Source organism: Azorhizophilus paspali, assembly GCF_043587585.2.
In the GTDB taxonomy this organism is placed as follows: Bacteria; Pseudomonadota; Gammaproteobacteria; order Pseudomonadales; family Pseudomonadaceae; genus Azotobacter; species Azotobacter paspali.
In genome coordinates this window covers 3,946,122-3,964,897 of sequence record NZ_CP171449.1, presented here as the reverse complement: position 1 = coordinate 3,964,897, position 18,776 = coordinate 3,946,122, and the positions used below count along the sequence as shown (strand labels likewise).

Genomic DNA, 18,776 nt, shown 5'->3' with positions numbered 1-18,776 from the left:
CCAGGGGGATAATCCATTCCAACGTTAGTCAGGGCGCATGGCGCCGGGGAGTCACCAGCATGACCGTCGAAACCTTCATCCCGACTCCGCTGCTCTTTACGCAGGGGGCCGCAAACAAGGTGAAGACTCTGATCAGCGAGGAAGGCAATCCGCGTCTGAAGCTCCGTGTTTTTGTCACGGGCGGGGGGTGCTCGGGTTTTCAGTATGGATTCACCTTCGATGAAGATGTCGCCGAAGACGACACCATCGTCGAGCGTGAAGGCGTCAGCCTGGTCGTCGATCCCATGAGCTTCCAGTATCTGGCTGGGGCCGAGGTCGATTATCAGGAAGGGCTGGAAGGCTCGCGCTTCTTGATCAAGAACCCGAATGCCGCGACCACTTGTGGCTGCGGTCAGTCTTTCTCGGTCTGAAGTCGGACCAAGCCGAAACGCCACCCTTGAGGTGGCGTTTTTGCCTGTCTGCGCGGCGCTTGAAATTCAGGCCGGGTAGATCGCCCCGAGAATCCTGGGACCCCGCGCACCGGTCACGCTCGGTCGGTTGGCAGGAATACTTTCCAGGCAACAATGCGCCAACCAGGCGAAGGCCATGGCCTCGATCCAGTCCGGAGGGATTCCGTAGGCTTCGGTGCTGGCCACCCTGGTAGCAGGCAATAGCGTGGCCAGTCGTCCCATGAGTGCTTGGTTATGGGCGCCGCCGCCGCAGACGAGCAACTCGTCGGTCTTGTCCTGAACTGCTTGCAAGGCGTTTACGGTGCTAGCGGCCGTGAACTCGAGCAGTGTGGCTTGTATGTCCACCGGTGCCATGGCTGGCAATTTGGCCAGTTGCTGGCTCAGCCAGTCCATGTTGAACAGTTCGCGACCCGTGCTTTTCGGGCCATGGGTCAGGAAGAAGGGGTCGCCAAGCAATGTCTGCAGCAATGCCGGCTGCACCTTGCCACTGGCCCCCCAAGCTCCGTCGCGATCGAACTCGGCGCCCTGCTGATGTTGTATCCAGGCATCCAGAAGAACGTTGCCGGGACCGCAGTCGAAACCGTAGACCGGTTTTCCCGGTTCGATCAGAGTCAGGTTGCTGAAACCACCGATATTGAGAATGGCGCGGCGACTGTTGTCGTCTGCAAATAGCACTTGATGGAAGGCCGGTACCAGTGGTGCACCTTGACCGCCAGCGGCCACGTCGCGTCGCCGGAAATCGCTGACGACGCTGATGCCGGTGCACTCGGCTAGCAAGGCCGGATTGCCGATCTGAATGGTAACGCCTTGAGCGGGGTGGTGGCGGACGGTTTGCCCATGGCTGCCAATGGCGCGAATCCGGGCAGGCTCGATGCCTTGCCGTTCAAGCAGACTGCCGATACCTTGGGAAGCCAGATGCACCCACTTTTGTTCGACAAGAGCTGCTCGTACCAGCTCATCGGGACCGGGAGAGCAGAGGGACAACAGATCGATACGAAGATCTGCAGGCATGGGTAAATAGTGGGTGCTGAGCAGCTTGGTCTGGGGCCCCTCCTGGGCGATGAGGACAATGTCTATTCCGTCCAGGCTGGTGCCTGACATTACTCCTAGATAAAGCGTCATGTCAGCGCTTGTCCATGGCTAGCATCGTGGCCTTTTCCGTGTTCATCCGGGCCATCAACGGCTGGGTCCGCTGCAGGAAGCGCTGCCTTTCGCCCCGGCTGATCCGGTTGGTCATCGTCAGCTTCTGCGACAAGGGATCGACGTGGGTACCATTGATCTGGAATTCATAGTGCAGATGGGGGCCGGTCGATAGTCCGGTGGTTCCGATATAGCCAATGATCTGTCCCTGTTTTACGGTGCTGCCCGTGCGAATCCCTTTGGCAAAGCCTTGCATGTGCGCGTACAAGGTCTGCTGGTTGTTGCCGTGCTCGATGATCACGGTATTGCCATAGCCTCCCTTGCGGCCGGCGAGGGCCACCTTTCCATCGCCGGTTGCTCGGATCGGCGTGCCGCGTGGTGCGGCATAATCCACACCTTTGTGGGCGCGAATCTTGTTGAGAATCGGGTGGCGGCGGCCGTTGGAAAAACGCGAGCTGATGCGGGCGAAGTCCACTGGAGTTCGGATGAAAGCCTTGCGCATGCTGTTGCCGTCAACGGTGTAGTAGTGGGTTGCACCCTGCTTGTTGGTATAGCGTACAGCCGTGTAAGTTTTGCCTCGATTGGTGAAGCGTGCGGCGAGAATCTTGCCCTGATGCAGGCGCTTGCTGCCGAGACGCTTCTCTTCGTAGATCACTTCAAACTCATCGCCCCGACGAATGTCCTGAGCGAAATCTATGTCATAGGCGAAGATCTTCGACAGCGACACGGTCTGACCGTGGCTCAGACCGGCCTTCTTGGCCGCCAGGGAAAAGGAGCTGCCGATCACGCCACGGGCGTAGACAGTCCGCATCTCGGGTTTGGCGATCTCGTGCTTGACGGAAACCCCTTGAACGGACTTGCTGATTTCGACGCTTTCCAGTTTGTCCAGATTCGCGCTCAGAGTCTGCAGCCCGCCATCAGCGGAGAAGGTAAATTCGAATTTTTGGCCGGTTTTAATGCGGCCCAAGTATTTGGCCGCCTCCTTGTCATGGAGGATTTCCTGCAGGATGGATGCAGGAACTCCTGCTTTGGCAAAAATCGTGGAAAGGGTATCGCCCTTGCTAGAGGTCACCACTGTAGGCGTTACAGGCGGGGATGGCGTCGCGGCCACTGCGGCGGGGGCTTCTGCTTCCGCCTGCTGGGCCGGTTGCTCCACAGGGGGCGGCTGGCTGTCCGTGGAGCTTTCGAGCACGACAAAAGGCGGTTCTGCTTCCTCGTCGATAGGCAGCAGTTCTAGCTTTTGGTCGTCTGTTTCTTCGCTCTGAGTTGAGGCATTTTCCATCTTCGGATGGATGAGGGGCTTCTTTGCCTCCACCTCGCGTGACGGAAACACCAGCAGGGCCAGGCTTAACAGCGCTGCTACACCGCCTGCAGCCAGAATATGGCTTTTGGGGTAGAGCAGGGCTTTGGTGTCTTTTGGAGTCATGGCGAAGGGTGTTTAAGTTACAGTAACTGCCTAAAATATAATCAAATCGCCTATGAGGCAACCCTGAGGCGGAAGTGTGCCTGTCAGGAAGAAAGGTTGGCACGTTTCTGTGGTTCTTGCTCCGGCGGGAAAGTGCTCGTCGTCGGGATGCTTCGAGTCAGAGGACTCTCTTCAACGGCTTCAACGGGCTTTTCCTCAAGGCTGGAGCAGCTCTCAAAAATTAGGTTACGGGTTATGGCTTGTCCTGCAGGAGCGCATTTTGCGCCATATCCTTGGCTCCGAGCCGCTTGCAAGGGGGGAGGCTGCTGCGATGGTGGGACCTGGGCAGGTTGAGCCTTGTAATTCGCAGGCAATCTTGTAATGTTGATACCTTTTCCATTCTTTGTCTGATGGGGTCTCATGAGGTCGATTGAAGAGCAGTTGGCGCTGATCAAGCGTGGTGCGGAGGAAGTCTTGGTCGAGGCTGATCTGGTCGAGAAGCTGAAAAGTGGCCAGCCTCTGCGAGTCAAGGCCGGTTTTGATCCCACTGCTCCAGATCTTCATCTTGGACATACCGTACTCATCAACAAGCTGCGCCAATTTCAGGACTTGGGACACCAAGTGATTTTCCTTGTAGGCGATTTCACCGGAATGATTGGTGATCCCACTGGCAAAAGCGCAACCCGACCTCCTTTAACTCGTGATCAAGTGCTGGAAAACGCTGAAACCTACAAGGCTCAGGTTTTCAAGATCCTCGATCCGGCCAAGACGGAGGTGGTTTTCAACTCTGCTTGGATCGAGCAATTGACGCCGGCCGACTTCGTCCGGCTCACCTCCCATTGCACGGTTGCTCGTATGCTCGAGCGCGACGATTTCAGCAAGCGCTATACAGCTAATCAGTCGATAGCCCTCCATGAATTTCTCTATCCGTTGATGCAAGGATACGACTCGGTTGCCCTGCGGGCCGATGTCGAGCTGGGGGGGACGGACCAGAAGTTCAATCTGTTGATGGGGCGCGAGCTACAGCGTGTTTATGGCCAGAAATCCCAGTGCGTAGTCACTATGCCTCTGCTTGAAGGCCTGGATGGCGTGAAGAAAATGTCCAAGTCGTTGGGTAATTATGTTGGCATTCAGGAGCCGCCGGGAGTCATGTACAGTAAGCTGGTGTCCATCCCTGATTCGCTGATGTGGCGATACTTCGAACTCCTGAGCTTCCGTTCGATGGAAGAGATCGATGCTTTCCGGTCCGACGTCGACCAAGGGGCCAACCCTCGCGACATCAAGATCAAGCTGGCCGAGGAGATCGTGGCGCGCTTCCATGGAGAAGTAGCGGCCACCAATGCGCACCGTTCGGCCGGAAATCGCATGAAGGATGGCGAGTTGCCGGAGAGTTTGCCCGAAATCCAACTGCTTTCCACGGAAGATATGCCCATCGCTGCCGTTTTGAATAAGGCAGGCTTGGTCAAGAACGCTGCTGCGGCGCGTGATTTGCTCTCCTCTGGAGGGGTTCGAGTGGATGGTGCGGTGGTTGATCGTGGCTTCCTGTTTCAACTTGGTTCAACCCATGTCTGTCAGGCAGGCAAGAAGTCTTTTGCCAAAATTATCTTGAAGGCGGAATAACGGTTATCAGGTTTTTCCATCGACGCGATTCGGCTCGCCTGGGTTTGCCTTTCTCTGGTGGTGGCCTGCTTTATGTGGGCGGGCGCTATCGGTAGATAGGGTGATGCGCTTGTCAGGGAAAGCTTTCCTCGGTATCGGAAACGAAGATTATTCGATTCAAGGTGTCGTTCTGTCCTTGCCATGGATTGATTGCCCGCTCGTGGCTGCCGGCCTGATTTAAAAGAATTTCAATTAAGTGTTGACGTTCCGTTTTCAGGTCCTATAATGCGCCCCACTTTCTGCCTGGCAGGGCAAGCCCTTGAAAATCAACGGCTTGGCCATAAAGCAGGGCAGGAAATGGTCGGCGAAGAGGCTGCCAAACACGCCTCGAAACGCTTGACAGGTTCAACGGCTGCGGTAGAATGCGCGGCCTCGGATGGGGAAGCCCGGCCGAAACGCTCTTTAACAAAGTGGAATCAAGCAATTCGTGTGGGCGCTTGTGGCAAGCCTGGCATCGCAAGACAGTCAGCACGTCCAAGCGACTCGTGAATTCATGAGTTGAGATATGGCGATTGCTGAGCCGAGTTTAGGATCTTAGGATCCAAACGAATTGAAACTGAAGAGTTTGATCATGGCTCAGATTGAACGCTGGCGGCAGGCCTAACACATGCAAGTCGAGCGGCAGCGGGACCTTCGGGTTGCCGGCGAGCGGCGGACGGGTGAGTAATGCCTAGGAATCTGCCTGTTAGTGGGGGATAACGCGGGGAAACCCGCGCTAATACCGCATACGTCCTACGGGAGAAAGTGGGGGACCCTCGGGCCTCACGCTAACAGATGAGCCTAGGTCGGATTAGCTAGTTGGTGGGGTAAAGGCCCACCAAGGCGACGATCCGTAACTGGTCTGAGAGGATGATCAGTCACACTGGAACTGAGACACGGTCCAGACTCCTACGGGAGGCAGCAGTGGGGAATATTGGACAATGGGCGAAAGCCTGATCCAGCCATGCCGCGTGTGTGAAGAAGGTCTTCGGATTGTAAAGCACTTTAAGTTGGGAGGAAGGGCGCTCGGTCAATACCCAAGCGCCTTGACGTTACCGACAGAATAAGCACCGGCTAACTTCGTGCCAGCAGCCGCGGTAATACGAAGGGTGCAAGCGTTAATCGGAATTACTGGGCGTAAAGCGCGCGTAGGTGGTTCGGCAAGTTGGATGTGAAAGCCCCGGGCTCAACCTGGGAACCGCATCCAAAACTACTGGGCTAGAGTACGGTAGAGGGTGGTGGAATTTCCTGTGTAGCGGTGAAATGCGTAGATATAGGAAGGAACACCAGTGGCGAAGGCGACCACCTGGACCGATACTGACACTGAGGTGCGAAAGCGTGGGGAGCAAACAGGATTAGATACCCTGGTAGTCCACGCCGTAAACGATGTCGACTAGCCGTTGGGCTCCTTGAGAGCTTAGTGGCGCAGCTAACGCATTAAGTCGACCGCCTGGGGAGTACGGCCGCAAGGTTAAAACTCAAATGAATTGACGGGGGCCCGCACAAGCGGTGGAGCATGTGGTTTAATTCGAAGCAACGCGAAGAACCTTACCTGGCCTTGACATCCTGCGAACGTTCCAGAGATGGAGCGGTGCCTTCGGGAGCGCAGAGACAGGTGCTGCATGGCTGTCGTCAGCTCGTGTCGTGAGATGTTGGGTTAAGTCCCGTAACGAGCGCAACCCTTGTCCTTAGTTACCAGCACCTCGGGTGGGCACTCTAAGGAGACTGCCGGTGACAAACCGGAGGAAGGTGGGGATGACGTCAAGTCATCATGGCCCTTACGGCCAGGGCTACACACGTGCTACAATGGTCGGTACAAAGGGTTGCCAAGTCGCGAGGCGGAGCCAATCCCAGAAAACCGATCGTAGTCCGGATCGCAGTCTGCAACTCGACTGCGTGAAGTCGGAATCGCTAGTAATCGCGAATCAGAATGTCGCGGTGAATACGTTCCCGGGCCTTGTACACACCGCCCGTCACACCATGGGAGTGGGTTGCTCCAGAAGTAGCTAGTCTAACCCTCGGGAGGACGGTTACCACGGAGTGATTCATGACTGGGGTGAAGTCGTAACAAGGTAGCCGTAGGGGAACCTGCGGCTGGATCACCTCCTTAATCGAAGATCCGGCTTTTCATAAGCACCCACACGAATTGCTTGATTCCCTGGCAAACAGCGATTGGGTTTAGACCCGAGAGTGAGACGATTGGGTCTGTAGCTCAGTTGGTTAGAGCGCACCCCTGATAAGGGTGAGGTCGGCAGTTCGAATCTGTCCAGACCCACCAATTGTCACGGGGTGTGGCCAGTGTCGACCTCGCGCAAGGCAAGAGGGGCCATAGCTCAGCTGGGAGAGCGCCTGCTTTGCACGCAGGAGGTCAGGAGTTCGATCCTCCTTGGCTCCACCATCCACCACCATCGCTGAAAGCTTAGAAATGAGCATTTCCCATCGGGCGAATGCTGATTTCTGGTCTTTGCGCCAGAACCGTTCTTTAACAATTCGGGTATGTGATAGAAGTACGACGCGCCGCTCGTTTCACTGCGGTCGGCGCGGTCAAGGCAAATGTGCGAGTTCAAGCGCAAATGTTCGGCAAATGTCGTCTTCACACCAGCCAGGCACGGCCGCGAGGCCACAGATTGCTTGGGGTTATATGGTCAAGTGAAGAAGCGCATACGGTGGATGCCTTGGCAGTCAGAGGCGATGAAAGACGTGGTAGCCTGCGATAAGCGTCGGGGAGGCGGCAAACGGCCCGTGATCCGGCGATCTCTGAATGGGGAAACCCACCCGGCACAAGCCGGGTATCTTGTCCTGAATCCATAGGGGCAAGAGGCGAACCAGGGGAACTGAAACATCTAAGTACCCTGAGGAACAGAAATCAACCGAGATTCCCTTAGTAGTGGCGAGCGAACGGGGAGCAGCCCTTAAGTTGGCGAGGGATTAGTGGAAGGCTCTGGAAAGGGCCGCCGTAGCGGGTGATAGCCCCGTACACGAAAGTCCCTGGTCAATGAAATCGAGTAGGACGGCGCACGTGAAACGTTGTCTGAACATGGGGGGACCATCCTCCAAGGCTAAATACTCCTGACTGACCGATAGTGAACCAGTACCGTGAGGGAAAGGCGAAAAGAACCCCGGAGAGGGGAGTGAAATAGATCCTGAAACCGTATGCGTACAAGCAGTGGGAGCCCACTTGGTTGGGTGACTGCGTACCTTTTGTATAATGGGTCAGCGACTTATATTCAGTGGCAAGCTTAACCGTATAGGGGAGGCGTAGCGAAAGCGAGTCTTAATAGGGCGCCAAGTCGCTGGGTATAGACCCGAAACCGGGCGATCTATCCATGAGCAGGTTGAAGGTTAGGTAACACTGACTGGAGGACCGAACCGACTCCCGTTGAAAAGGTAGCGGATGACTTGTGGATCGGAGTGAAAGGCTAATCAAGCTCGGAGATAGCTGGTTCTCCTCGAAAGCTATTTAGGTAGCGCCTCGTGTATCACTGCCGGGGGTAGAGCACTGTTTCGGCTAGGGGGTCATCCCGACTTACCAAACCGATGCAAACTCCGAATACCGGCAAGTGCCAGCACGGGAGACACACGGCGGGTGCTAACGTCCGTCGTGAAAAGGGAAACAACCCAGACCGTCAGCTAAGGTCCCAAAGTCCTGGTTAAGTGGGAAACGATGTGGGAAGGCTTAGACAGCTAGGAGGTTGGCTTAGAAGCAGCCACCCTTTAAAGAAAGCGTAATAGCTCACTAGTCGAGTCGGCCTGCGCGGAAGATGTAACGGGGCTCAAACCAGGCACCGAAGCTACGGGTGCAGCGCAAGCTGCGCGGTAGAGGAGCGTTCTGTACGCCTGTGAAGGTGAGTCGAGAGGCTTGCTGGAGGTATCAGAAGTGCGAATGCTGACATGAGTAACGACAATGGGTGTGAAAAACACCCACGCCGAAAGACCAAGGGTTCCTGCGCAACGTTAATCGACGCAGGGTGAGTCGGCCCCTAAGGCGAGGCTGAAAAGCGTAGTCGATGGGAAACGGGTTAATATTCCCGTACTTCTGGTTACTGCGATGGGGGGACGGAGAAGGCTAGGCCAGCTTGGCGTTGGTTGTCCAAGTTTAAGGCGGTAGGCCGATCACTCAGGCAAATCCGGGTGGTCAAGGTCGAGAACCGATGACGAGCCTTCTTATACGAAGGCGAAGTGGTTGATGCCCTGCTTCCAAGAAAAGCCTCTAAGCTTCAGGTAACCAGGAACCGTACCCCAAACCGACACAGGTGGTCGGGTAGAGAATACCAAGGCGCTTGAGAGAACTCGGGTGAAGGAACTAGGCAAAATGGCACCGTAACTTCGGGAGAAGGTGCGCCGGTGAGGGTTAAGGGTTTACCCCGTAAGCCCATGCCGGTCGAAGATACCAGGCCGCTGCGACTGTTTATTAAAAACACAGCACTCTGCAAACACGAAAGTGGACGTATAGGGTGTGACGCCTGCCCGGTGCCGGAAGGTTAATTGATGGGGTTAGCGCAAGCGAAGCTCTTGATCGAAGCCCCGGTAAACGGCGGCCGTAACTATAACGGTCCTAAGGTAGCGAAATTCCTTGTCGGGTAAGTTCCGACCTGCACGAATGGCGTAACGATGGCGGCGCTGTCTCCACCCGAGACTCAGTGAAATTGAAATCGCTGTGAAGATGCAGTGTATCCGCGGCTAGACGGAAAGACCCCGTGAACCTTTACTGTAGCTTTGCACTGGACTTTGAGCCTGCTTGTGTAGGATAGGTGGGAGGCTGTGAAGGGGGGACGCCAGTTCCCCCGGAGCCATCCTTGAAATACCACCCTGGCATGCTTGAGGTTCTAACTCCGGTCCGTTATCCGGATCGAGGACAGTGTATGGTGGGCAGTTTGACTGGGGCGGTCTCCTCCCAAAGCGTAACGGAGGAGTACGAAGGTGCGCTCAGCGTGGTCGGAAATCACGCGCAGAGTATAAAGGCAAAAGCGCGCTTGACTGCGAGACAGACACGTCGAGCAGGTACGAAAGTAGGTCTTAGTGATCCGGTGGTTCTGTATGGAAGGGCCATCGCTCAACGGATAAAAGGTACTCCGGGGATAACAGGCTGATACCGCCCAAGAGTTCATATCGACGGCGGTGTTTGGCACCTCGATGTCGGCTCATCACATCCTGGGGCTGAAGCCGGTCCCAAGGGTATGGCTGTTCGCCATTTAAAGTGGTACGCGAGCTGGGTTTAGAACGTCGTGAGACAGTTCGGTCCCTATCTGCCGTGGACGTTTGAGATTTGAGAGGGGCTGACCTTAGTACGAGAGGACCGGGTTGGACGAACCTCTGGTGTTCCGGTTGTCACGCCAGTGGCACTGCCGGGTAGCTACGTTCGGAAGAGATAACCGCTGAAAGCATCTAAGCGGGAAACTCGCCTCAAGATGAGATCTCACCGGGGCCTTGAGCTCCCTGAAGGGCCGTCGCAGACTACGACGTTGATAGGTGGGGTGTGTAAGCGTTGTGAGGCGTTGAGCTAACCCATACTAATGGCCCGTGAGGCTTGACCATATAACGCCCAAACAATCTGTTGTCCGCCCCAGCAGGGTGGCCTGCAGAGGGCGCAGCCGACAGGCCGAAGATTTGGCTGGACCGCACACTGCCGGAAACAGGTTACTGCTATCACCGACCCGATTGGCTGTCGTGTCCTCGACACGGCGGCAGCCGAATTGCTTGACGATCATAGAGCGTTGGAACCACCTGATCCCATCCCGAACTCAGCCGTGAAACGACGCCTCGCCGATGGTAGTGTGGGGTTTCCCCATGTGAGAGTAGGTCATCGTCAAGCCCCTTTTGCGAACCCCCGGACCGTCTCGTCGGCCCGGGGGTTTTTGCTTGCCCCGGGCGCAGTCCCGCCCCGACAGGCCGGCCCCGCTAAGGGCGCCTCTCTCCGCAGGCCCGTCGGGTGGCGCCCCGGCCGTTTCCCTCCCGGCGCGCCGCTGTTCCGTTCAGTACCCTTCTCGACCTACCCTCGGGACTTGACGAGGCGTGACCGGAAATTTGACAATAATTCTTATTTTTTGCCGCCCATAGCGGCTCGGTATTTCATTGGCTTGCTTCTCCTCGTCGTCCTACCGGCTACATCGTTGGCTGTCTTGTGTAAGAGGCCGAGTCCAACGTTGCATCGTTTGAATAGGATGAGAGTGCCGAACTCCTGCTCGATTTTGGTAATACACAAATTCAATCGTTTCATTCAAAAAGGAAATACGGTATGTCACGTATCGGCATCTTCTATGGCAGCTCCTCCGGCGTTACCGGGAAAGTGGCTGAAAAGCTTGCTGGGCTCTTGGGCGAGGAACGCTGCGATCTGTACAACATGGAAGAGGACTTCGTCGATTTCGACGATATGCTGAAATATGACCACCTGCTGTTCGGTTGTTCCACCTGGGGATCTGGCGAGGTGCAGAACGATTGGCGTGATCCGCTGCTCGAACTGGACAACGAGAAGCCCGACTTTTCCGGCAAGACGATCGCCCTGTTTGGTGCCGGCGACTATGTTTCTCACGGTGAGCAGTTCGTCAGTGCATTGGGCGTGCTGTACGATAAATTCAAGGCACGCGGTGCCTCCTTGGTCGGTAGCTTCCCGACTGATGGTTATACCTACGAGTATTCCTTTGCCGTGCGTGACGGCAAATTTGTAGGTCTGCCGTTCGACAAAATCAACGAGGCGGACAAGACCGACGAGCGTCTTGAGCGCTGGGTCGCCGTGCTACAGGAGGAGTTTCTGCCGGCTTGACCGAGTGCTCAGGGCCTGCTTTTGATCGCCCAGCCCGCGGGGCTGGGACATTTTCCCGAATGCCGCAAAACTGCTGAGCTAGTTTTGCGGCATTCGGCTAATGGTTTTCACAACAATTCGAATTGCTGCTTTTTTAGGCGCTGGCCGATCTGTTCCCGGCCATTCAGGGTTTCCACTTTTTTCAGCCGCTCTATCGCCTGGCTGCTCCAGTTGGCGCTAGGTAGGCCCTGTTGTCTGTAGAAGTCCGCCAGGATGCGGTCGTAGCGCTCGATCGCGCCGGCTTCCGTGGGCGATACCCTGTAGGTTTCCCGGTGCAACACCAGTTCCTGTGGCAAACGCGGCTTGATGGCCGCCGGGTGGACGGGGTCGGGGTAGCCAACGCAGAGGCCAAAGACCGGATACACCAGCGGTGGTAGGCGCAGTTCTTCAATGACCTCGGAAAGTCGGTTGCGCAAGGCTCCGATATAAACAGTTCCCAGACCCAAGGATTCGGCGGCGACCGCGGCGTTCTGTGCGGCCAGGGCAGCGTCGAGGCTGGCGACCAGGAAGCTGTCCAGATAATCCACCGCTTCCAGTTCAGCGCCTTGTAGGTCCGCCAGGCGGCGGATGCGGGAGAAATCTGCCAGCCAGACCAGCAGCAGCGGCGCTTGAAGGATATGCGCCTGATTGCCGGCGAGGGTGGCCAGGCGGGCCTTGCGTTCGGGATCGGCGACGGCCAGCAGGCTCCACGCCTGCAGATTGGAGGAGGTCGCGGCCGATTGGGCTGCGGCCAGCAGGGTCTCCAGTGTTCCTTCCGGCAATGGCCGGTCGAGGTAGGCACGGACGCTGCGGTGGGCGAGCAGGGCAGTGATGATAGGATTGTCGATCACGGCGGGACTGGCTCCTGATCCATAACGTTGTTGCAGGAGGTCGGTGGGGGCTTCGGACATTGATGGATCCTCATCCTGAGTCGATGCACGGTCTTGCTCAAAAGGCTTCTCACCATAAAGCCAGGTGGCAATGCGGTGAAATAGCGGCTCGCTCTATGCTGATAACCCCTGCTTGTCGATGGGTGGATCTGCCCGATTTTCAGTCAATTGGAGAATGTCGTGAATCACGCCTTTTTTATTACCGGCACCGACACTGACATCGGCAAGACCACTGTCGCCTGTGGCCTTCTGCATGCTGCCCGGCAGGCAGGTTTGTCTACCGTGGCTGCCAAGCCGGTCGCCTCCGGCTGTAAGGGCACGCCCGCAGGGTTGCGCAATGGCGATGCCTTGGCGCTGCTCGGTGAGTGTTCGCTGACGCTGGATTATGCCGAGATCAATCCGTTCGCCTTCGCGCCTGCCATAGCTCCGCACTTGGCGGCATGCGAGGTAGGTGTCGAACTGACGGTGGCGGCGCTGCTTCCGTCGGCGCGACTGATGTTGGCGCGTGGAGCCGACTTCACCCTGGTCGAGGGTGCCGGTGGCTGGCGGGTACCCTTGTCCGGGCGTGAAAACTTGTCCGATCTGGCTGTGGCCCTCGGTCTACCGGTGATCCTGGTGGTCGGTGTGCGCCTGGGCTGCATCAACCATGCAATGTTGAGCGCCGAGGCGATCGCCCGCGATGGGCTGATACTGGCTGGTTGGGTGGCCAACATCGTCGATTCGCATGCTTCGCGCCTGGACGAGAATCTTGCGACGCTTGCCGAGCGTCTGCCGGCGCCTTGTCTGGGACGAATCCCCTGGCTACCGGAGGCCTCGCCAGCAGCCGTGGCCCGCTATCTTGACCTGGCCCCGCTGGGCCTGAGTTTCAAGGTATGAACAAGAGTTGCCCAGTGCCGAATGCATTCCCAGGATTGCCCCCGTTTCGTACGGAGCCGGCTGCTTCTTCGCCAAGATGACTGCTGCCTGACAGGCACGGGCTAAAATAGTTATCGGAAACAATACGTGCAATGATGAGGTGAGGCTCTGCAGGGTGTCTTCCGTGATCGCAGAGCTGTCCATACCTTTGATCCGAGTCGCCGAGGTATCGCCATGTCCGACTACAAGGCCCCCTTGCGGGATATCCGTTTCGTTCGCGATGAATTGCTCGACTACCCGGCTCACTACCGGAGCTTGCCTGGTGGGGCGGATGCCTCACCCGATGTGGTGGATGCCATCCTCGAGGAGGGCGCGCGCTTCTGCGAGGAGGTGATCGCGCCGCTCAACCGGGTGGGGGATCTCGAGGGCTGTAGCTGGAGTGAGGCCGGAGTGAAGACCCCGACTGGCTTCAAGGAGGCCTACCGGCGTTTCGTCGAGGGCGGCTGGCCGAGTCTGGCGCATGCCGTCGAGCATGGTGGCCAGGGTCTGCCGGAGTCCCTTGGCGTCGCCATGACCGAAATGATCGGCGAAGCCAACTGGGCCTGGGGCATGTACCCAGGGCTGGCCCAGGGGGCGATGAATACATTGTCGGCCCATGGTACCGAGGAGCAGAAGGCGACCTATCTGGCCAAACTGGTGTCCGGCGAGTGGACCGGTACCATGTGCCTGACCGAGCCGCATTGCGGTACCGATTTGGGGCTTTTGCGCACCCGTGCCGAGCCGCAGGCCGACGGCAGCTATCGGGTCAGCGGCACCAAAATCTTCATTTCCGCCGGCGAACATGATTTGGCGGAGAACATCGTGCATATCGTGCTGGCTCGCCTGCCCGACGCACCTCCCGGCACCAAGGGCATTTCGTTGTTCATTGTGCCGAAGTTCCTGCCGGCCGACGATGGCGGGCTGGGGGTGCGCAACCAGGTGTCCTGCGGCTCCATCGAGCACAAGATGGGCATCCATGGCAACGCCACCTGCGTGATGAACTTCGACGGCGCTACCGGCTTTCTGATCGGCCCGCCGAACAAGGGCCTCAACTGCATGTTCACCTTCATGAACACCGCCCGCCTGGGAACCGCGCTGCAGGGTCTGGCGCATACCGAGGTAGCTTTTCAGGGGGCGATCCGCTATGCCCGCGAGCGCCTGCAGATGCGTGCCCTGAGCGGTCCGAAGGCTCCGGAGCTGCCAGCCGACCCGATCATCGTGCACCCCGACGTGCGGCGCATGCTGCTCACCATCAAGGCCTTCGCCGAGGGCAACCGGGCACTGCTGTATTTTTCCGCCAGGCAGGTGGACATCGCCCGTTACAGCCAGGACGCCGCGGAGCGTGCAGCGGCCGACCTGTTGCTGGGCTTCCTCACGCCGATCGCCAAGGCCTTTATGACCGAGACCGGCTTCGAGGCCTCTAGCCTCGGCCTGCAGGTTTATGGCGGGCACGGTTATATCCGCGAATGGGGCATGGAGCAGAACCTGCGCGATAGCCGCATCGCTATGCTCTACGAAGGAACCACCGGCGTGCAGGCGCTGGATCTGCTCGGACGCAAGGTGCTCATGACCCAGGGCGAGTCGCTCAAGGTCTTCACCAAGATCGTGCACAAGTTCTGCAAGGCTCACGCCGAAGACGAGGGACTTAAGGCTTTCGTCGAGCCGTTGACCCGGCTGAACAAGGAATGGGGCGACATCACCCTGAAGATCGGTATGCAGGCGATGCAGGACCGCGAAGAGGTAGGGGCTGCCGCAGTCGATTATCTGATGTATTCCGGTTATGTCTGTCTGGCCTATTTCTGGGCAGACATGGCCCGTGTGGCCCAGCAGAAACTGGCTGCCGGCAGCGGCGAGGCAGCTTTCTATAACGCCAAGCTGCAAACTGCACGCTTCTACTTCGCCCGCATTTTGCCGCGCACTCGTGCGCACGTGGAGGCCATGCTCAGCGGTGCCGGCCCGCTGATGGAAATAACGGCGGAGGATTTCGATTTGGGCTATTGAGGACCGGCGTCCTGCCCGAGGTTTCAGGGCAGACGGCAATGAAAAACGCCCGGTCGCATCGCAGCCGGGCGTTTTTCATATGCAAAGGGGACTGGTTTTCGGTCCCGCGATGCGAAGGTCCGTGACGGCTCAGATCTTGCCGACTAGATCCAGGGACGGCTTCAGGGTGCCTTCGCCTTCTTTCCACTTGGCCGGGCAGACTTCGCCCGGATGGGAGGCGACGTACTGGGCAGCCTTGATCTTGCGCAGCAGTTCATTGGCATCGCGACCAATGTTGCCGGCGTTCAGCTCGATGATCTGGATCTTGCCTTGCGGGTCGACGACGAAGGTGCCACGTTCGGCCAGACCGGCTTCTTCGATCAGCACTTCGAAATTGCGGGAGATGGCCAGAGTCGGGTCACCGACCATCGGGAACTGCAGTTTCTTAATGGTCTCGGAGCTGTCGTGCCAGGCCTTGTGGGTAAAGTGGGTGTCGGTGGACACAGCATAGATTTCCACGCCCAGCTTCTGGAGTTCGGCGTAGTTGTCGGCCAAGTCGCCCAGCTCGGTCGGGCAGACAAAAGTGAAGTCGGCCGGGTAGAAGAAGAATACGGACCACTTTCCTTGCAGGTCGGCTTCGGTGACGTCGATGAACTTGCCGTTGTGGTAGGCGGTGGCCTTGAACGGCTTGACTTCAGTGTTGATCAGAGACATCTGCGAACTCCTTTTTGTGGATGAAAAAACAGGGGCGATGTTACGCGATCCAGTGAAGAACCTTCATTGATTGACCGTATGGGGTTCATTGTTCCAATCAATCGAAAGTTTCGGCGATGGCATATGCCGAATGGTCGATATGGGGCTGGCCGCTTCACGATACAAGCCCTGCATGTCGAAAAGATTATTTCCGTGGCCCGTATGGCGATATGTACGTCGTGGCCAGTGTTGAAAACGGCCCGACACAGGACGACGGGCCAGATCGATGTGGGGAAGAGGGCTCAGCCCTCGTCGCCGTCTTCCTCGTCGCTGCCGCCTACGTGCATGCCGAGTTCCTTGATCTTGCGCGTCAGGGTGTTGCGTCCCCAGCCGAGCAGCAGGGCGGCATCGCGACGGCGTCCGGCGGTGTGCTTGAGTACGCTCTCGATCATCACCCGCTCGAAGGCCGGCACGGCGATGTCCAGCAAGTTCGACTGACCGCGGGCCAGGGCCTGATCGGTCCACTGACGCAGGGCCTGTTCCCAATTGCTGGCCGGCGCGTTCTCCTGGGCATGGTTGACCAGTTCCGGCGGCAAGTCGTCGATGTGCACCTCGCGGCCCGAGGCCATCACGGTGATCCAGCGGCAAGTGTTCTCCAGTTGGCGCACGTTGCCGGGCCAGGGCAGATTGCTCAGGTACTCCTCGGTTTTCGGCTTGAGCGTCTTGGGCTCGACCGCCAACTCCACGGCGGCGCGGTTGAGGAAATGCCGGGTCAGCGCGGGGATGTCGGCGCGACGGTCGGAGAGACGCGGGATATGGATGCGGATGACGTTCAGGCGATGGAACAGATCCTCGCGAAACTTGCCGGCCTGCACCAGGTTTTCCAAGTTCTGGTGGGTGGCGGCGATGATCCGTACGTCGACCTTGACCGGCGTGTGACCGCCGACCCGATAGAACTCGCCATCGGCCAGCACGCGCAACAGACGTGTCTGGGTATCGGCCGGCATGTCGCCGATCTCGTCGAGGAACAGGGTACCGCCGTCGGCCTGCTCAAAGCGTCCGCGGCGCAGGCTGGCGGCGCCGGTGAAGGCACCCTTCTCATGGCCGAACAACTCGGACTCCATCAATTCCTTCGGGATCGCCGCCATATTCAGCGCGATGAAGGGGGCCTTGGCACGCGGGCTGTGACGGTGCAGGGCATGGGCGACCAGTTCCTTGCCGGTTCCGGACTCGCCGTTGATCAGCACGGTGATGTTGGAGTGGGAGAGGCGGCCGATGGCACGGAACACCTCCTGCATCGCCGGTGCCTCGCCGATGATTTCCGGAGTGTTGGCCTGGATGGTCGGCACCTCCAGCCCCTGCTGCTCCTGGGCGTGCAGGTTGGCACGCTTGATCAGCGACACCGCTTCGTCGACGTCGAATGGCTTGGGCAGGTATTCGAAGGCACCGCCCTGGTAGGAGGCCACCGCGCTTTCCAGGTCGGAGTGCGCGGTCATGATGATCACCGGCAGGCGCGGGTAATGCTCGCGGATCTGTGCCAGCAGCTCGAGGCCGCTGGCACCGGGCATGCGGATGTCGGAGATGATCACGTCGGGTCGCTGGCGGGACAGGCGGCTGAGCACGCCGTCCGCGCTGTCGAAGCTCTGGGTGGTCATGCCTTCCTGTTGCAGGGCCTTTTCCAGAACCCAACGGATGGAGCGGTCGTCGTCGACGATCCACACGGTTTCGCTTCGGCTCATGAGGATGAAGCTCCTGGGTCCAGCGGCAGGTAGATCGAGAAGCGGGTATGGCCGGAATGGCTTTCGCATTCGATCAGTCCCTGGTGCTGGCTGATGATGTTCTGAGTGATGGCCAGGCCCAGCCCGGTACCGTCCGGGCGACCGCTGACCATGGGATAGAACATGGTTTCCTGTAGTTCGGCGGGAATGCCGGGGCCGTTGTCGATGATTTCCACCCGGCAGACCAGGCGATGGCGGACATAGCCAATGGTGAACTGGCGCAGGGTGCGGGTGCGCAGATAGATTCGACCGAGGCGCAGATCGCTCTGGCCGGTCAACGCCTGCATGGCGTTGCGCACGATATTGAGCACCGCCTGGATCATCTGTTCGCGGTCGATCATCACTTCCGGGATGCTCGGGTCGTAGTCGCGCACCAGTATGATGCGCCCCTCGCTTTCCGCCATCACCAGGCTGCAGACCCGCTCCAGCACTTCGTGGACGTTGGTCCATACCAGGGACGGCAATTTGTTCGAGCCGAGCATGCGATCTACCAGATTGCGCAGGCGATCGGCCTCTTCGATGATGACGTTGGTGTAGTCCTTCAGGGCCTCGTCCGGCAGTTCGCGGGCCAGCAACTGGGCCGCGCCGCGGATGCCGCCGAGCGGGTTCTTGATCTCGTGGGCCAGGCCGCGTACCAGCAGCTTGGTGGTTTCCTGCTTGGACAACTGGGCCTCTTCCTTGGTGATCCGCAGCAGGCGGTCGCGTGGGTAGACCTCTAGCAACAGCAGGGTCTGGCCACGGCAGATGACCGGTGTCACCGCGTAGTCCACCGTCTGGGTCTTGCCGGTCAGCGACGTCAACTGGGCTTCGCGCTTGGTGAACGGATGCGCCTCGGCCACGGCCTGGCGCAGGGAAACCAGGGCTTCGGGGGATTCGGTGAAAAGCTCGCTGATGAATTGTCCGTGGCTGCGCTGGCCGCTAATGGCCAGCAGCATTTCCGCGGCGGGATTCATGTATTCCAGACGCAGCTCGCCGTCGAGCAGGATGGTGGCAGTGGTCAGGTTATCCAGCAACAGTCGGTGCAGGTTGTCGTTATCAGGCATTGGCTGAATCTACCAGGGCTCCGGCATCGGGTCGGCAAATGCAAAAAGCGCACCGGAATTTTCGAGGCGATGGAAAGGCGTGCTCCAT

At 58.4% G+C, this 18,776-nt stretch carries 11 protein-coding genes, 2 tRNA genes and 3 rRNA genes; 10 read left to right on the top strand and 6 right to left on the bottom strand.

The window, feature by feature from the left end; translation table 11 throughout:
• Positions 1–59: 59 nt before the first annotated feature.
• Complete coding sequence (gene erpA, locus ACGI6K_RS19200; protein ID WP_376944218.1) at positions 60–410, top strand: iron-sulfur cluster insertion protein ErpA; 351 nt, start codon at positions 60–62, stop codon at positions 408–410.
• A 66-nt stretch (positions 411–476) separates the two neighbouring features.
• On the opposite strand, the gene ACGI6K_RS19195 is transcribed toward erpA, so the two are convergent.
• Positions 477–1,571 carry an anhydro-N-acetylmuramic acid kinase gene (locus ACGI6K_RS19195; RefSeq protein WP_376944216.1) on the bottom strand — a complete coding sequence of 365 codons (1,095 nt, stop codon included), beginning with the start codon at positions 1,569–1,571 and terminating at the stop codon, positions 477–479.
• Between the two features lies 1 nt (position 1,572).
• Positions 1,573–3,015, bottom strand: coding sequence for a peptidoglycan DD-metalloendopeptidase family protein (locus ACGI6K_RS19190; RefSeq protein ID WP_376944214.1), 1,443 nt, complete (start codon positions 3,013–3,015; stop codon positions 1,573–1,575).
• Positions 3,016–3,414: 399 nt separating this feature from the next.
• Here ACGI6K_RS19190 and tyrS point away from each other — a divergent pair, with 399 nt between their 5' ends.
• From tyrS to ACGI6K_RS19155, 7 genes are all read left to right on the top strand, one after another.
• Complete coding sequence (tyrS, locus tag ACGI6K_RS19185) at positions 3,415–4,614, top strand: tyrosine--tRNA ligase (protein ID WP_376944212.1); 1,200 nt, start codon at positions 3,415–3,417, stop codon at positions 4,612–4,614.
• Positions 4,615–5,206: 592 nt separating this feature from the next.
• Positions 5,207–6,742 (top strand): 16S ribosomal RNA (locus ACGI6K_RS19180).
• Positions 6,743–6,833: 91 nt separating this feature from the next.
• Positions 6,834–6,910: transfer RNA gene (locus ACGI6K_RS19175), tRNA-Ile, on the top strand.
• A gap of 44 nt (positions 6,911–6,954) precedes the next feature.
• A tRNA-Ala gene (locus ACGI6K_RS19170) sits at positions 6,955–7,030 on the top strand.
• A gap of 245 nt (positions 7,031–7,275) precedes the next feature.
• A 23S ribosomal RNA gene (locus tag ACGI6K_RS19165) occupies positions 7,276–10,167 on the top strand.
• A 161-nt stretch (positions 10,168–10,328) separates the two neighbouring features.
• A 5S ribosomal RNA gene (gene rrf / locus ACGI6K_RS19160) occupies positions 10,329–10,444 on the top strand.
• Together the 16S, 23S and 5S rRNA genes with 2 tRNA genes alongside form the textbook arrangement of a ribosomal RNA operon.
• A 423-nt stretch (positions 10,445–10,867) precedes the next feature.
• Entirely contained in the window at positions 10,868–11,392 is a 525-nt protein-coding gene (locus ACGI6K_RS19155) for a flavodoxin (protein ID WP_376948035.1), read from the top strand.
• Between the two features lie 107 nt (positions 11,393–11,499).
• Here ACGI6K_RS19155 and ACGI6K_RS19150 read toward each other — a convergent pair whose 3' ends face one another.
• Positions 11,500–12,321, bottom strand: coding sequence for an NADPH-dependent oxidoreductase (locus ACGI6K_RS19150; RefSeq protein ID WP_376948034.1), 822 nt, complete (start codon positions 12,319–12,321; stop codon positions 11,500–11,502).
• A 159-nt stretch (positions 12,322–12,480) separates the two neighbouring features.
• Between ACGI6K_RS19150 and bioD the strand changes: the two genes are divergently transcribed.
• Positions 12,481–13,176: a dethiobiotin synthase gene (gene bioD / locus ACGI6K_RS19145; RefSeq protein ID WP_376948033.1), complete on the top strand. Its 696-nt coding sequence runs from the start codon at positions 12,481–12,483 to the stop codon at positions 13,174–13,176.
• Between the two features lie 213 nt (positions 13,177–13,389).
• A complete protein-coding gene (locus ACGI6K_RS19140; RefSeq protein WP_376948032.1) occupies positions 13,390–15,195 on the top strand; it encodes an acyl-CoA dehydrogenase C-terminal domain-containing protein in 1,806 nt (601 codons plus the stop codon).
• A 129-nt stretch (positions 15,196–15,324) separates the two neighbouring features.
• Here the strand turns inward: ACGI6K_RS19140 and ahpC are convergent, their stop codons facing one another.
• The 3 genes from ahpC to glnL all read right to left on the bottom strand — a co-directional run bounded on the left by ahpC (position 15,325) and on the right by glnL (position 18,688).
• Positions 15,325–15,888 (bottom strand): alkyl hydroperoxide reductase subunit C, encoded by a 564-nt coding sequence (gene ahpC / locus ACGI6K_RS19135; RefSeq protein WP_376948031.1) that lies wholly within the window; start codon positions 15,886–15,888, stop codon positions 15,325–15,327.
• 281 nt (positions 15,889–16,169) lie between these two features.
• A complete protein-coding gene (ntrC, locus tag ACGI6K_RS19130) occupies positions 16,170–17,606 on the bottom strand; it encodes a nitrogen regulation protein NR(I) (protein WP_376948030.1) in 1,437 nt (478 codons plus the stop codon).
• Complete coding sequence (gene glnL / locus ACGI6K_RS19125; protein ID WP_376948029.1) at positions 17,603–18,688, bottom strand: nitrogen regulation protein NR(II); 1,086 nt, start codon at positions 18,686–18,688, stop codon at positions 17,603–17,605. The genes ntrC and glnL overlap by 4 nt, the downstream gene beginning before the upstream one ends.
• Positions 18,689–18,776 lie beyond the last annotated feature (88 nt).